We start from the raw sequence: 14,158 nt of genomic DNA on the forward strand, positions 1-14,158 counted from the left end.
ATAAGCTTTTCGCGACTTCAACTGAACGGACGGACCGTTGTGCACGCTCGTGCAGCTGGATCTTTCGAGCTCCAAAAATAGGAAAACAAATCGAGGCAAAATTCGTGAGGTGTTTCAGTGGGATCTAAGATCGAGTCGTTTTTGGAACGAGATCGAGTCGTTCTAAAAGGTGAAATCGAGTCGTTTTCAAAGTGTCCGCACAAATCGCATCCGCTTGGTGGGCCCGGCAGGACTACTGCACTCCAGCGAAAACAGGCACTTAGCGAAAAGTGAGACACCGAAAAACAGCGATGTTTCTCTATGTTTGTCTCAGGAGTTTGTCCCACCTGAAAGCGAAGGGGCCGCCCTGCCAGGCAGCCCCCGCAACTTGGATCGTTTCAGCACCGACACCATAGCGCACCATGACGAGCTCGCCAATAGGCAGGCCTCGCGGATCGCAAGATCATTTCTGGTTGGCTACGCGGTAGCTGCCACCATCGCGCACCTAGCCTTTTCGGTGTCGCGATGAATCGGCGCCGAACGACGACGCAGGCTCGCGACGTGCACGCGCTGGGCGGCCTTATTACCGTGGTCCCAGCCCGTGATCGGGATGGCAGCCACTTTTGGCGCATCAGGCATATCAGCCGTGGCGGCGATATCGCTTGGCTAAGCCAGCGGATTGGGGATGAAGACCGAGCATCTGCCGGCGCTGAGGCCTTGGCCGAATATCTCGGCGCGCAGGTGACGCGCGCATGAAACCGGTTTCATCGCTTACTCCTCCGCGCGGCGATTTGGCGACTGCGGCAGCGGCAATCCGCGAGTTGCCCGCGCTCCAGCTCATTATTGCCTATGACGCGTTCGCGATGCGGACCATGATGGTCAAGCCCCCACCTTGGGAGTTTGATCCATCATCGTTTGTGGAGCGCGCCTGGGAGGACAATGACGATCTGAATCTGACCGAACATCTGCAGCGCGCGGGCATACCGGTGAAGGTCATAACGACCAGTCAGGCCGTTCAGATGGTCGCGAAAGAGCGCTCCTACCATCCGCCGCTAGAATACCTGGAAGGCCTCGAGTGGGACCGGCAAAGCCGCCTCGAGCGGCTATTCCCGGATTACTTCGGTGCTAATGATGACGCCTATACGATGGCGATCGGCCGGACGTTTATGATCGGCGCCGTAGCGCGCATCACGCAACCCGGCACCAAGCACGACCACATACCGATCATCGAGGGCAATCAGGGTCTCGGCAAATCCTCCGCCTTGCGGAGGTTATACGAGCCCTGGTTTACCGACGAAATGGCGGACCTTGGCTCAAAGGACGCGGCGTTGCAGATGGCTGGCGTATGGTGCATCGAGCTTTCCGAGCTCGACGCGTACTCGCGAGCGGAGACGGCCCGGATTAAGGCGTGGACTTCCCGCACCGTCGACCGTTTCCGGCCGCCCTACGGCAGCCGTATTATCGAATCCCCGCGCTCGTGCGTCTTCGCTGGCACTACCAACCACGACTGCTACCTGAAGGACGAAACTGGCAACCGGCGTTTCTGGCCGGTGCGAGCCAACAAGATCAAGCTTGGCGACATCGAGCGAGATCGCGATCAGCTTTGGGCTGAGGCAGTCGCACTGTATCGAGCCGGCGTTGCTTGGTGGCTGTTGAACCCCGAGGCAATTAGCCAGGCCAAAGCTGAGCAGTTGGCGCGGCTCACCGACGATCCTTGGGAAGAGGCGATCGGCAACTACTTGGCGGACAAACGCGACGTCACGGTGTCGGAGATCTTGTTCGAGGCTATCGGCGTCGACCGCTCGAGGATGGGACAGACAGAACAGAACCGCGTTGCTCGGTGCCTGCGGGCCCGCGGCTGGCTGCGCGTCCAAGTCAGAACTGGGGACAAGAGATCGTGGCGCTATCAGCGAGGTGCCCAATAGATGGCTAGTACCTCGCTCCAGTCACCGGTTCAAACCGGTGACATCAACGCGACTGGTGACGCAAGAAACAATTGCCAAACCTACATTGTCACCAGTGTCACCACTATCACCAGTAACATACACGCACGCGCGCCTGCGCGCGCAGGTAGGAGTTTTGGACTTACTGATGTCACCGGTGACAGTGGTGACAGCTTCATTAACGTTCCGGGTTTGCCAATCTGCAAACGGACGGGGGCGGCGCGACCGGCCACGAACCGGGATGCGGGTTTCTTGCCAAATTCGACCATTTGGGAGCGGAACCGCATGGGCCCTCACGCGCATCGTGTACGCGCGCGCCGGAAATTCCCAGAAATTCACCAAGGATCATCGCAATGACGAAGAAAGCTAAGCGGCGCAGTGGTCGCCCGACGCGGCGACAGGCCAGCAAGAGCGCGTTGGCGAATGTCGATCTCTCGGCCGTCGACCCGACGAACGTTCTGCGTTCGATCGCCGCTGACGAAAGCGCGCCGGCTTCGGCGCGTGTCGCCGCAGCCAAAGCACTGTTGGCCGGCGGTGACGGCAATCCGCAGAAAACCGGCGACCAAAACACACCCGATCCCGTTACGCGGCGCGCGCTGCGCATACTGAATGGAGGCAAGGCATGACCGACACAATCCCGATTGTCGCGACCTACCGGGGTGTAGGTCTTCACGATCAACAATCAACGGAACGGCTCGACCTGGTCCGGCGCGCAATAGACGACGTCCACGATGCCGTCGATATCGATCGCCTCTTAGAGCTGGCCCGCGATCCGTGCTGGCCGCCGGAAGCGCGTTTGCTGGCCGCAGCAAAGCTGGAGGCCATGGTGCAGATCGCGGTGGACGAACGCGCCGTCCGGCCGCCAATCGACCTCATGCTTGTCCGGGCCATCGTGGCTGGCCTGGACTCAGTGAAGTGGCGTGATCCCTGGCATTACGGATCGTTGCTCGATCCTGGGCCAGCGCCCGGCGAGGATCGGCCCAAGCGCGAGGCGCCGCTGACCTGAATTGGCGCGTTCAGCGACCATATCTCGAGATCCGCGCCTTGAAGTCGCAGTGCGCGCGATAGTCGACGACGTCCGCAGGCAACTGACCACGGAAGTGGCCGTCGCCCGCGGCGTCGAGCGAATTTCCGCGCTTCTGGAAGAGGAGCGTCCATCGGAACGATTCCGGAGAGAAAACGAGAGAGCGCTAGCTGAGATGGCTGCTCGCGGCAACAGTCGTAACTCGGCCAGGCAGGTCGCGAAGCTGTTCTCCAGTGACCCACATACCCAGGTAATGCTCGCGCAACGCTTTCGGGATCTACGCCGCCGCAAGAATTAAAACGCATGGCATGCGTTTCGCGGAAATTTCGCGGGCTATGGTCCGCGCATGGCAAAGCAAACCGACCCAGTCATCAACAAGCATCCGACCACTACGGCGGAAATCCACCAAGTCCGGGTGGCCCTTACTGCGCGCGAGCAAGCGCTGATTGCCGAAGGCCAACGGAATTTTGAGGCAGCCAGGAAGGGGATGCCTCCGCCGAGGGCGCTCAGTGAGCATGAAATTCGGGTGCGCGACCATATTAAGAATCTTTTGAACGGCGCGACGCCGCAACATCTTATCGGGCCAGTTGACGCTTCGAGGGATGAGCAGATTCGCGCCGAGCTCGAAGCCATTCGGCTGGCCGATAGGTACTGGGCCAACCAGTACGAGGACGCCAGAGATCGCGAGGCGCAGCAGTACGCTGACCAGCACGACAAGGAATGGCGCGCGCTTTGCCGGGAAATCGTGCTTACAGCCGTGAGGCTCGAGAGCTTGGAATCACGAGCGCGCGACCTGCTCGAGCCGATCAGGGGCGCCCTAGACGTCAAGATCGCTATGGCTATGGCGACGACGATCGGGTCCGGCTTTTCCATGCTTGGGATCGGCGATCCGCTTTCAGAAATGAAGAACGAGGCCTTGAAGCAGGGCATCGTGACCAATGCCGAGATCAGAAAGGCGCAGAATGCAAACGCGAATTAAAGCTTTCACCGGTCCGAACGCCGAGCAGCGCGCCGAGCGCGTCGGCCAATGGTTCAAAGCGCTGCTCGGGCAGGACCAGGCCAAGGCGTGGTGCGTCGAGCACGGTGTTCCAGTGACGCGCGCAACAGGCGAGAGCGCCAATATTGCCGGTGGTTTCCTTGCACCACAGGACTTCGACGCAGCGATTATCAACGTTCGCGAGACGATGGGGGCATTCAGACAGGGCGCCGAGGTGCGTCCCGCTGGATCTGACGGTCAGGTCCGTCCGCGTAGGACCGGTGGCTTGACCGCAAATTTTGTGGCGGAAGGTGCGGCGATCCCGGAAAGCTCGTTCCAATTGGATGCGGTCGAGACGGCGCTGAAAAAGTTCGCGGTGTTGGGTCGCGCGAGTGCCGAATTGTTTGAAGACGCCGCCGCCGATCTCGGCGAATTTGTTACCTCCGAAGTCGGCTATGCCTTCGCCACAAAGGAGGACGATTGCGGTTTCAATGGCGACGGCACCTCGACTTATGTTGGGATGACCGGGCTCGGCAACAAGCTCGTAGGCATGAAGTCTGCTGTTGCGGCTGGAACGGGACACGACACGTTCGCCGAGATTGATGTGAACGACATTTCTAACCTGATGGCTGGTGTTATCGCAGCCGGCATTCCTGGAGCGGCTTGGTACACCTCGGCCATCGGTTACGCGCAAGTGTTCTGCCGACTTGCGGCAACCAGCGGCGGTTTGGTGGCGACAACGAATCCAGATGGAACGATCCAGGCGAGCTACTTGGGCTTCCCGGTTCGCTTCAGCGGCAAATTGCCGAACGTGACGACAAGTCTCGCAGGCAAGCCGATGATGTTTTTTGGCGATCTGACCAAGTCGAGCGTCTTGGTCGAGCGGCAGGCGCAGACGATTCTGGCCATCAGCCGAGACCGCGCAATGGACAGCGACCAAGTTCTCGTCCGCGGTGTCCAGCGTTGCGACATCGTCAACCACGACGTTGGCGATGCGTCGACTCTTGGTCCAGTGGCTATGCTCGTGGGGACGGCCTGATGAAGAGACGTTCTCCGGCCGGGAATATGCGGCCTAAGCGGAAAGTACCGTTTGACGGTCCGATTCCGCCCAGCGATCCATCAAACGTGTCGCAAAACACAACCAGCCCGCCCGCGATAGTTTTGCCCGACATTCAGGTCGTGCCGCCGCCGAGTGCAGCTGTACGACCGGTTCGCGAACCGCCTCCTCCGGGGCCTCTATCTCCTCCGCCGCCGTTGACGCCTTGAGGGTAGACCATGCTGCGACGCTACAAGCTGAGTTACACGCGAAAGGGCCTTGCTGTCCGTATGTCGGACGGGTGGCACGGTCGCATCGATTTCGAGACCGGCGACACCATCGTCTGCATCGAGAACGGCAAGGCGCCGAACGACTGGCTCGACGGCTACCGAGCGTTCAGCCGCAAGCTGATTGCGAGCGAGACCAAAGCCAAGATGTCAGTGACGTGGACGGAGACGCGCTCTTCTGCGGCGACCGTAGGCCGCGCGGAGCTCGATGCCTTCCTCTCGCGCGCCAAGCTGCGCCGAGAATGGGAGCGCGTGCCTTCCGTACTGCACTGAGTTGATGTGTTCGGCGACCGCGGAAGAACCGGCGCCAGATTGGGCTGAGCAGGGCGAAAGCTTCGCTCAGTCCGATCTTTAACTCGTAAGCGAGGGTATCATATGCAAGTCCTGACCCCATCCGGCTACAAGAGTGCGGCATCTCTGGCGAGAGGCGACGAGGTCTGCGCATTCGATGCGGCAACAGGCGCGCCGATCATCAACCACGTCGAGAATATCGAGCCCGTCGACTATGCGGAATGGTGCCGCTGGTGGTCGATTGAGGAGACCGTGCCGCCGTTCGCCTGGTACCGGATCAACGGCTCGCTGCTCTTGTTCCGCGAGCAAAGCGTTTGGCGCAATGGTCTCGGGGTCTGCCACGCGCGCGATCTAGTCGTCGGCGATGTGATCTATGACGATGCCGACCACCCCGTCACGATCGCGACGATCGAGGAGATCGAAGACAATTCGCTGATTTGGTACCGGTTCGATATCGATGGCGATCACTCCTACATCGTAGATAGTCTGACCGTTCACAATGCGTCTCGTTTCTGGGTTGGCGGGACTGGAACGTGGGATTTATCTGCTACGACGCACTGGGCGTCCTCAACTGGTGGCAGTTCAGGCGCAAGCGCGCCTGGATCGGCTGACGCGGTAACCTTCGACGGATCGAGTGGTGGAGGCACCGTTACTCCAAATTTTGGAGGAACAGGAACGTTTCAATCGATCGTCTGGGGTGGATTTTCTTCCGGTACCATCGATTTCAGCGTCAACAACAATAACGTAACGCTAAGTGCCTCCAGCTTTGCCCTCAACGGAAACGGCACGGCGACCAGAACATTTAGGATGGGCAATGGAACGTGGTCGCTCACGACCACGACAAGCGGTGTAACTGCCGTTTGGGCGATCAATCAGAGCACTGGCCTTACATTCAATGCGAATGGGTCGACGATCGTATTTTCGGGCAATGCGCCAAGCGGCTCTGCGCCGCGGGAGTTGTTCAGTGTTGGGCTTACATACAATAACATCACCTTTTCCGGTGCAGGCTGCCATATGATTGGTCAGGCCGCGAACAACATCACGTTCAATTTGGTGACGATCGGTCCGAAGGCCAGTCTTATCCTGTCAGCCACCAACAATTTCAATTTCGGTGCACTGGTCACGACGGGCACAGCTTCATCACCTAGCGGCTTGTTTTCTGACACGCCGACCAGTCAGGCAACGGTCACCATTACATCCGGAACGCAGACGTTTTCCAATATCGCCTTGCGCGACATCGCATTCACTGGTGGCGCGACTTTCAACGCGACGAATGCGTTCGACCTCGGGAACAATAGCGGGACCACGATTACCGCTCCGAGCGGAGGCGGCGCGGGCATGATCGGTTGCTAGTGCTGACGGCGCGTGGGCTTAGTCCAGCAGATCGAGGTTCAATGAGCGACGAAAAAGTCGTTGTGGTTTCAGCGGCCCCGCGGCGGAGCCAGTCTGTACTCCCGCAATTTCCCAGCCCGTCATGCCGGCCGTACGGTGTAGGAGACCGCCCGCTTGTCCTAGAGTTCTCTGAACCTCCTCCATTGCCGATCGATATCGCGATGGGGAAATCACCGCGCCGCGACGTGGCGGCGTATCTGCGGTCAATCCACCAAGCGCGCGACCGCAGGGTTGTCTTGAAAATCGACGATGCAGGTGGGGTGGCGAATGATGCCCTGGCGATTGCCGTGGCGCTGCTGTCGCACCCGCAGCATGTTGAGGCTCAGATCACCGGTCGGTGCAGCTCGAGCGCGGTACTTCTCGCGCTGTCGGCGGACGTTCGAACCATTGTCCCAGAGGGACGCGTGTTAGTCCATGCGGCCGTCAGGTGCTACAGCGAACAGCAGTTCAAGGCGGTGCAATATCATCTGTCTGCTGAAGACCGGAATGCAATCAACGAAAGCCTCTGCGACTGCGACGACATCACGACTTCTTTTCTGGTATCTCGTCTGGGCGTCACTGAGCAGAATGCCCGCGCGTGGTTAGCAGAAGGTCGCGCATGGAGTGCAACTGAGGCTCTCGCGAAGGGTTTCGTTCACTCGGTCGCGGGGTTCGGGGCATGAACAAGCTGATCGACGACATTTACGCAGTGGAATTCACGGCAGTGCCCATCATGCGCTGCTCGTTTGGATTGGCGACAGCAAATTTTGATCCGTCAACAGCCGTTAAGGCGACGGTTAGCAATCACAATTTGACGGTAACCGGTGTGCCGCCCGGACTTGGCGGTTGCTTCGTATTCGCTGATGAAGCCAAGACGTCTGGTAAAGTCTACTTCGAGATGAAGTGGGTCCTAGTTGGCGGCATAATCTTTGCGGGAGAGATTGGAATCGCAACGACTTTTGCGACAGTGGGAGATCTTAACACCGCTACAAATTCAACCATGCTTTATCAAGGTCCGATATCCGCTAGCGGCGTCTCGTCAGGATATTCGCTCGGAACGATCTCGGATGGAGATGTAATCGGTATCGCGGTCGACCTCGACAACAGAAAAATCTGGTTCAAAAACCTGACGGCGGGAGGCTTGTGGAACGGCTCCGTTGCCGTAGGTGATCCGGCGACGAACCATAACGGAGTTTCGATCCCGTCCGGAGCGCTGATTCCGGCGGTCGGGTTCGGGCTGAGCAATGATGTTCTGACCGCCAACTTCGGCGCATCCGCATTTGTGGGCACTGTCCCGAGTGGCTTCACTCCGGGCTGGATCTAATAACGATGTGAGCGGAGCGCGCGCTGAACGTCCTATCCGTAAACGGGGATGTGAATGGGTCTATTTCGTGCCTGTGATGATGAGGAGATTGTTCAACACGGGCGTAAAGCAAAACGCTACCACCAGGGCGATGTTGATGGGTTTGTTGCTGCGCCAAAGCAGCCACATCATCAAGTAGGTTAAACCGAGCTTCGGGATAAGCCACCAGGGGCCAAGCCATGTCTGCGCGATATGCATGAACGGGTTCGACTCGCCCCCGCCGAGATTGAGTATCGTGTTGGTGGTAAACAGATCGGCTAGCCCAAGAATTAGGACGAGGAGCACCAAGAGTGTTTTGGCCAGGTAACGTGCCCCCAAGATAACCTCGTAGGCGAACGCGACGCCTTCGGGATCGTTCTGTTTGAACCAACGTTGTGCGGTCTCGTTGGTCGCAAAGACCTTCAAGTGCAGCGGGTCGCCAACAGTTCTGCTTGTGTCGGTATAGATCCAAACTTTCATTCGTCGGTAGCCCCAAGAAAGCGTCTCAAATCATCCCTCATTGAAAGTAGCTCTACCGTCGCCGAGAAGGTGACATAACGACGGACGTAGTTTTACGGGGGCCCGCAGGTGAGTTGGTTCACAAACGATGGGGGTGACAGCTTCGCGCCCTTTGGCATGTGCTGCAGGAGGATATGCCGCGTGTCAGCCGCAATCTCGTCGCGCTTGAGCGGATCGCGCTCGGCGTGGAACGCCTGCATTTTGGCGGCGAATTTCCTGGCCACCTCCGGCGGGATTTCGAGCGGCTTTCGAGCAATGGGCATACCGGAACATAGGCACTCGACGCCGGTTAGGCGAATCAGCCGGAGACGCCCTTCGCGAAGTTTACGACCTCACCCCAGTCCAGCCGAGTATCGACCCAGCCGACCCTGCCGCATGCGGTGCACTTCAGATGCGCCGAGATATCGGACCAGTCCCAGTCCGGAAGGTCGGCAAGCCTCAGCCGGCCGTTGTGGTGCTGACAGCCGACGCAGAAGACGAGCACAGTTTTGAAACCGGGCGTTGCGATCAACGGGGCCGGACCAGGTAGCGGAGGAAGTGAGCGGGCTTGCGGCGCCAGGGCATGGCCCCAAGTTCGCGCTGATTGCGTGCGAAGTGAAGCCGCTAGGAATCGAGGGAAGGGCGCTCCGGCCGACAAGGGATTGGTCAAGCGACGCAGAGCGCCAGTTAACGATCTCTGACGCATGCCGATGAAGAGTCTGCTAATCAGCGCCGTACCATATTTTGCAAAGTCACTAGAGGACCAACCCAAACTCCCGTGCTTAGGCATTGTCGATGCGCTGGCTCGCATTTCGCCAAAAGCTCAGGGGAATTGGCATTGGCTTTTAAGCAGTTTGATTTCTGCTTCGTGCAAGTCACCTGGCCGTGGCCAGAACTGGGTGAGTTACTACCGGAGCCATTTGCCGGGCATACTTCCCTCTCGTAACCATGAAGGCCCATGAGCTACGTGGCAGCCCGGCGTCACCGGCCGGCATTCGTTGTACGTGCACATGATTGACTGTGCTTGAGCCACGTCGAGTGCAAAAAGAAACGCAAGAACCGGCGATAGCAACCACCGCAACATTTGCCCTTTCCTCCGTCAGGCCTGAAAGCCGCCAGCAATAGCGGCAAGGAAGCGTCCGTCGACAAGTAGTTGGTCAAGGATCTCCTGACCGGATTTTCGGTTTTAACAAGCTGAAGATACTTCGACGGAACAATCCGGAGTTCGACAGGCTTTACACGACCAAAATACTTCTGGTTCGGCCGCGGTCCAATATCATCGCGCATCGCGAGGTCGCCCTCACGCCGGTGCAGCAAGAATATCAGCGCGTCGCTCGACTCGTGCCATACCAGTTGCCACACGACGTCAGGGACGACGTCATTCAATCGATCTTCCTGGCGATTCTAGAGGGCTCACTGCGGCTGGACCATGTGCAGGCTCGCGTCCAAGAATTCGTCAGGGCGCACTATCGCGAAGCTAATAAGCACGGCGTGGGCAAGTTCGGCCTGAGATCGCTGGACGCGCCGATCAAGATCGACAGCACACTGACCCAGAATGGATCTGGTTTCCTTGCAGCGTTGGGAGGCCGGGCAAGGCTAGCGGCAAGCGCCAGCGGCCCCCGGAGGGGCTTGGCAAATCACCGGACCGGTGGTTTTCTGTCTGTTGGGTTTGATCGCCCGGACTGAAGAGACGGAAACCGGTTGGCGCCGGGAGACCGTCTGCGCGAATGAGCCTTGGCGGGCTCGACAGCGCTGGCTGCACCTTGGCGGGTGCGCCGACCTGGCCATTATGGCCGGGAGCGGTGCGCTATGTCCAGAGGGGAAACCCTTAAACGCCGCCGGCCCGTCTCTTCAGCGGGCGATCAACTCCCGGCTGCCCGGTCCGTCCACCGGGTACGGCTTTGATCGGCCAATCTGAAGAGAACCACCATGAAAGCACCATTAGGAGCCCCAGCGGAGTCCGCTGGAGGGCTTTATTTCCGAACCAACGTTTCCCCCGAGCAGATCTTCCAGGCCATAGGGCGCCTCCGTAAGGAAGCCAGGGACGAGATAGACCGGCTTATCCGGTTTCTCGACGACACCGACGACCACATGGAGCGGGAGCCGGACGGCTCTGACGAGCCCTCGCTGGGCTTCCAGGAGGCGTTCCCTGGAATGGGTCGGGGCAGTGGCGGCGACGACCGCGAGCCGGATCTCGGCAGCTTCGACCGGATGCTGAGCCAGGAGCACTGCAACAGGCAGCGCGTTGGCGAGCCGGTCGAGATCGACGCTGAGCAGGACCAAGCGGACAGCGAGCCGAGCCTCGGCAGCTTGGACCATTGGCATAGCCAAGAGGAATGGGCAGCAGGCGGTCGTCGCGATCTCGAGCAGGACCCGGCCGAGTCCGGCATCGGCGACCACGAAGGCCTCCACGAACAGGCGGGTACTAATGATTGGCAACGGGGGAGCATGGCATGACGCAGCAGCCGCAGGACTGGCGCCGCCGACAGGCAATCCAGATAGCCTGTCAACTGCCGGAGTATTGCGAGGATGCGCTGGCGGTGCTGCGTTTGGCCGAGGAACTCGTGACCGGCTTCCTGTCTGCATCTGATCAGGAGGCCACCGTTACCGCACAGCGGCCGATAATGGCGGTCGTGCACAGGCTCGAGCCCCGCGAGCGGGTTTGAGCCGTCAAGGAAAAAACGCCACCGGGATCTGCAATACATGCCCGGCGGCGTTCACTCCAAATTCTGGGCCCTGAAATTCCCAGCGCGAGCAAACGTCAATGCCTGCGCTTCGGTTGCTTAACTCGCTGAAATTTTCTGCAATTCATCAGTCTGGGGGTGGGCGAAGCTGGGTCCGCATAAATAAGTCCCAGCGCCCCGGGGAAGGACGCTGGGACTGATGGCGAGGGCAGCGGGCTTTGGGGGCAGGATCGCGCCGTCGCCGATTGCATAATTTTCCCGACGCTGAATCGTTCCTGTCGATTGGACGTTCTACCGAGCGTGTGAGGGAATGGGGTGCGGCGCCCGGCCTATCATTCTCGCGATTTCGTGAAACCAACCGACAACAGGCCTAGGACGTCAAGTAAACGAGGCGTTTCGCGTTGCTCGGTAAGTGATTGATTCTGCTTTCGCCCGAAAAAAGACCTGTGAATTCTGTGGGCGGCCTGGGGGTAACCCAAGAAAATTTAGGATTATGCGCGCGGACGGCGGTATGCCGGGAAATCGCGTTCTTAACGGAGATTTTTGAGATGTCCCATGCGGCGCATGACTTTAAACGCACCAATCTAACTAGAGCTATTTTGGCGGTCCAGAAAGCGGGCCTTCAGCCGACGCATGCCCAGATCGACAAGGACGGAAAGATCACTATCGCGCTGGCGGCGTCGGTGGTGCCCGTGCCCGTGCCCGAGGACGTCGCGAAGCATCAGATGATCGCTGCCGAGTAGGCTCGATGCAATCTAATCGCCTCACCGTGCTGGCGGCCGATATCAAGGACAAGCTAGCTGCTTCCTCGGCAGCAGAAACATCGGCCATCGCTCTCGCGATGGCGGCCGGCGAGTCGTTGAATGAGGCTAGGTCAGCTTGCGACCATGGCGAATGGCTGCCTTTCCTAAGCGCTGCCGGTGTTCCAGAGCGCAAGGCGCAGCGCTACATGAAGCTAGCCCGATCCGGACTAAATCCGACACAGGTGTCGGATTTGGGTGGCATCAAAGCCACACTTCACTGGCTACAATGCCTTCCTCGGTTTCTCGATGAGCCGGACACCTGTTTGGTTGTCTGCAAGACATCTGAATCCAGAGAGAACCACTGCGTCATCGCCAGCCATTGCGAGCGCGAAATAAAGATTCTGCATCTGGACCCTAGAAACGACTTTGCTAACCCTTCGGTTGTGGCGACGCGCGACAATTTCTGGTCGGTTGTACTTTCGCTATTCGACTGTCAGCGCAACGAGATGTTGTTCACGCTGTTCCCGAAGGATTCCCAATCCGAAATACGCCGCGCCCTGGAAAAAATAAGCGAGGTCGCCTGATGGCTGCCACCGGCCCGGCTCTGTCGCCTCGAGATGTGTCGATCCCACGTTTCGCACTGCGTCGCGAGGAGGCGGCGGCGTCGGTTGGCGTTTCTCCGACCAAATTCGATGAGTGGGTCAGGGATCGCAGGATGCCAAAAGGGCGCAAGATCGACGGCGTCGTATTGTGGGATGTTGGAGAAGTTCGCGAGGCCTGGGAAAGGCTGCGCGACGGCGAGCTTCCGGCCAAGAATCCCTTTGATGGTGTTACGGCATGATCAAGACTCGGCTGAAATATTGCGTATTTGATCCAGACCCGCGCGGCAACCCTCGTTACTACGTCCGCAAGCCTGGCCATAAAAAGATTCGCATTCGTCAAACCTTCGAGGACGCGACCGGCCGCATCACGGCGGAATTCATGAAGGCGTACTTCCAGGCCTTGGAAGGGTTAGAAGGAAGGGTGGGCCAGCAACCGGCGGCACCTCGCGAGACGACGTTTTATTGGCTCGTCGACAGGTACTATCGATCGGCTGAATTCGAAGGCTTCGACAAGCTAACGCAGGCCGACAAGCGAAGCGTCTTGGACAGGTTTTGCGTGGTTGCAGGCAATCTGCCCTTTGCTGCGTATCGCACTGAAGACGTTGAGGCCAGTCGAGACAAGCGGAGGAATACCCCAGGAGCAGCAGACAAGCTGGTGAAATACCTGCGCGGCCTGTTCAAGTGGGCAATAGCAAAGAAGCACGCAAAATTTAACCCCGCGGTCGGCGTCGTGAAGATCAACGAGACGGAGGGTTGGCACACCTGGACGCGCTCCGAAGTTGAGCAGTACCGAAAGCATCACGATGTCGGCACGAAGGCGCGCCTTGCGCTTGAGATCATGCTCAACATCGGCGCGCGTCGCTCAGATGCTTGCCGCGTCGGCCGCCAACACGAGATCGACGGATACTTAGAGTTTGTCGCGTGGAAGGGCCGCAACCGGGCAAAGACGCGCAAGACGATTGTCGCGCGGTTTACCCCGGAACTGAAACAGGCTTTGGCGGCGACGCCGGTCGGCGACTTGACTTATCTCGTCAATGATCTCGGTCGCCCGTTCACGATCGCCGGCTTCGGAAACAAGATGCGCGATTGGTGCGACGAAGCAAAGCTTCCGCAATGCTCATCGCACGGTCTTCGCAAGGCCAGCGCGGTAGCCATGGCGGAGAGCGGAGCCACTGCGCCGGAAATGTGCGCACTTTTTGGTTGGTCAAAGCTCGAGACCGCGGAGATCTACATCCGCGAGGCCCGGAAACGCATCATGGTCGATAATGCATTTGCTCGCCTTGATGAGCACAGGAATCGGAAAAGTGTCTCACTTTCCGGCCCTGCACCGAACAGTGAGACAAATCGGAGAAAAAAGTTAGATGATTCAGAGCGCAAATAGC

The 14,158-nt window shown here is 59.0% G+C and carries 18 protein-coding genes; 16 read left to right on the forward strand and 2 right to left on the reverse strand.

All coding sequences use genetic code 11. From position 1 onward, the window contains the following. Positions 1-731 precede the first annotated feature (731 nt). The 9 genes from ACVW17_RS18300 (at position 732) to ACVW17_RS18340 (ending at position 8,231) form a co-directional block, all read left to right on the forward strand. Positions 732-1,904: a VapE domain-containing protein gene (locus ACVW17_RS18300; RefSeq protein ID WP_456797760.1), complete on the forward strand. Its 1,173-nt coding sequence runs from the start codon at positions 732-734 to the stop codon at positions 1,902-1,904. Between the two features lie 371 nt (positions 1,905-2,275). Continuing rightward, the gene (locus ACVW17_RS18305) at positions 2,276-2,548 is read left to right on the forward strand and encodes a hypothetical protein (RefSeq protein WP_456797761.1); all 273 of its coding nucleotides are present in this window, start codon (positions 2,276-2,278) and stop codon (positions 2,546-2,548) included. After that, positions 2,545-2,928, forward strand: coding sequence for a hypothetical protein (locus tag ACVW17_RS18310; RefSeq protein WP_456797762.1), 384 nt, complete (start codon positions 2,545-2,547; stop codon positions 2,926-2,928). The genes ACVW17_RS18305 and ACVW17_RS18310 overlap by 4 nt, the downstream gene beginning before the upstream one ends. Before the next feature lie 364 nt (positions 2,929-3,292). Beyond that, positions 3,293-3,925, forward strand: coding sequence for a hypothetical protein (locus ACVW17_RS18315; protein WP_456797763.1), 633 nt, complete (start codon positions 3,293-3,295; stop codon positions 3,923-3,925). After that, entirely contained in the window at positions 3,909-4,961 is a 1,053-nt protein-coding gene (locus tag ACVW17_RS18320) for a phage major capsid protein (RefSeq protein WP_456797764.1), read from the forward strand. The genes ACVW17_RS18315 and ACVW17_RS18320 overlap by 17 nt, the downstream gene beginning before the upstream one ends. Positions 4,962-5,197: 236 nt before the next feature. Further along, a complete protein-coding gene (locus ACVW17_RS18325) occupies positions 5,198-5,518 on the forward strand; it encodes a hypothetical protein (protein ID WP_456797765.1) in 321 nt (106 codons plus the stop codon). 102 nt (positions 5,519-5,620) lie between these two features. Further along, a complete protein-coding gene (locus ACVW17_RS18330) occupies positions 5,621-6,889 on the forward strand; it encodes a hypothetical protein (RefSeq protein WP_456797766.1) in 1,269 nt (422 codons plus the stop codon). Between the two features lie 182 nt (positions 6,890-7,071). After that, the gene (locus ACVW17_RS18335; protein ID WP_456797767.1) at positions 7,072-7,590 is read left to right on the forward strand and encodes an ATP-dependent Clp protease proteolytic subunit; all 519 of its coding nucleotides are present in this window, start codon (positions 7,072-7,074) and stop codon (positions 7,588-7,590) included. Beyond that, positions 7,587-8,231, forward strand: a complete 645-nt coding sequence (locus tag ACVW17_RS18340; RefSeq protein ID WP_456797768.1) for a hypothetical protein — start codon at positions 7,587-7,589, stop codon at positions 8,229-8,231. Before ACVW17_RS18335 ends, ACVW17_RS18340 begins: the two co-directional genes overlap by 4 nt. A 60-nt stretch (positions 8,232-8,291) precedes the next feature. On the opposite strand, the gene ACVW17_RS18345 is transcribed toward ACVW17_RS18340, so the two are convergent. After that, positions 8,292-8,729: a DUF5658 family protein gene (locus tag ACVW17_RS18345; protein ID WP_456797769.1), complete on the reverse strand. Its 438-nt coding sequence runs from the start codon at positions 8,727-8,729 to the stop codon at positions 8,292-8,294. Positions 8,730-8,902: 173 nt separating this feature from the next. Here ACVW17_RS18345 and ACVW17_RS18350 point away from each other — a divergent pair, with 173 nt between their 5' ends. After that, a complete protein-coding gene (locus tag ACVW17_RS18350; RefSeq protein ID WP_456797770.1) occupies positions 8,903-9,043 on the forward strand; it encodes a hypothetical protein in 141 nt (46 codons plus the stop codon). Between the two features lie 685 nt (positions 9,044-9,728). Here the strand turns inward: ACVW17_RS18350 and ACVW17_RS18355 are convergent. Further along, positions 9,729-10,133, reverse strand: coding sequence for a hypothetical protein (locus tag ACVW17_RS18355; protein WP_456797771.1), 405 nt, complete (start codon positions 10,131-10,133; stop codon positions 9,729-9,731). Positions 10,134-10,676: 543 nt separating this feature from the next. Here ACVW17_RS18355 and ACVW17_RS18360 point away from each other — a divergent pair. The 6 genes from ACVW17_RS18360 to ACVW17_RS18385 all read left to right on the forward strand — a co-directional run bounded on the left by ACVW17_RS18360 (position 10,677) and on the right by ACVW17_RS18385 (position 14,157). Next, complete coding sequence (locus ACVW17_RS18360) at positions 10,677-11,204, forward strand: hypothetical protein (RefSeq protein WP_456797772.1); 528 nt, start codon at positions 10,677-10,679, stop codon at positions 11,202-11,204. Next, complete coding sequence (locus ACVW17_RS18365) at positions 11,201-11,413, forward strand: hypothetical protein (RefSeq protein WP_456797773.1); 213 nt, start codon at positions 11,201-11,203, stop codon at positions 11,411-11,413. Before ACVW17_RS18360 ends, ACVW17_RS18365 begins: the two co-directional genes overlap by 4 nt. A gap of 566 nt (positions 11,414-11,979) precedes the next feature. Further along, entirely contained in the window at positions 11,980-12,174 is a 195-nt protein-coding gene (locus tag ACVW17_RS18370; protein WP_456797774.1) for a hypothetical protein, read from the forward strand. A gap of 5 nt (positions 12,175-12,179) precedes the next feature. Further along, positions 12,180-12,758 carry a hypothetical protein gene (locus ACVW17_RS18375; RefSeq protein WP_456797775.1) on the forward strand — a complete coding sequence of 193 codons (579 nt, stop codon included), beginning with the start codon at positions 12,180-12,182 and terminating at the stop codon, positions 12,756-12,758. Beyond that, positions 12,758-13,015 (forward strand): helix-turn-helix transcriptional regulator, encoded by a 258-nt coding sequence (locus tag ACVW17_RS18380; protein ID WP_456797776.1) that lies wholly within the window; start codon positions 12,758-12,760, stop codon positions 13,013-13,015. Before ACVW17_RS18375 ends, ACVW17_RS18380 begins: the two co-directional genes overlap by 1 nt. Next, complete coding sequence (locus tag ACVW17_RS18385; protein ID WP_456797777.1) at positions 13,012-14,157, forward strand: tyrosine-type recombinase/integrase; 1,146 nt, start codon at positions 13,012-13,014, stop codon at positions 14,155-14,157. The genes ACVW17_RS18380 and ACVW17_RS18385 overlap by 4 nt, the downstream gene beginning before the upstream one ends. Position 14,158: the final 1 nt, after the last annotated feature.

The sequence above is a fragment of the Bradyrhizobium sp. USDA 4473 genome, from assembly GCF_054063335.1.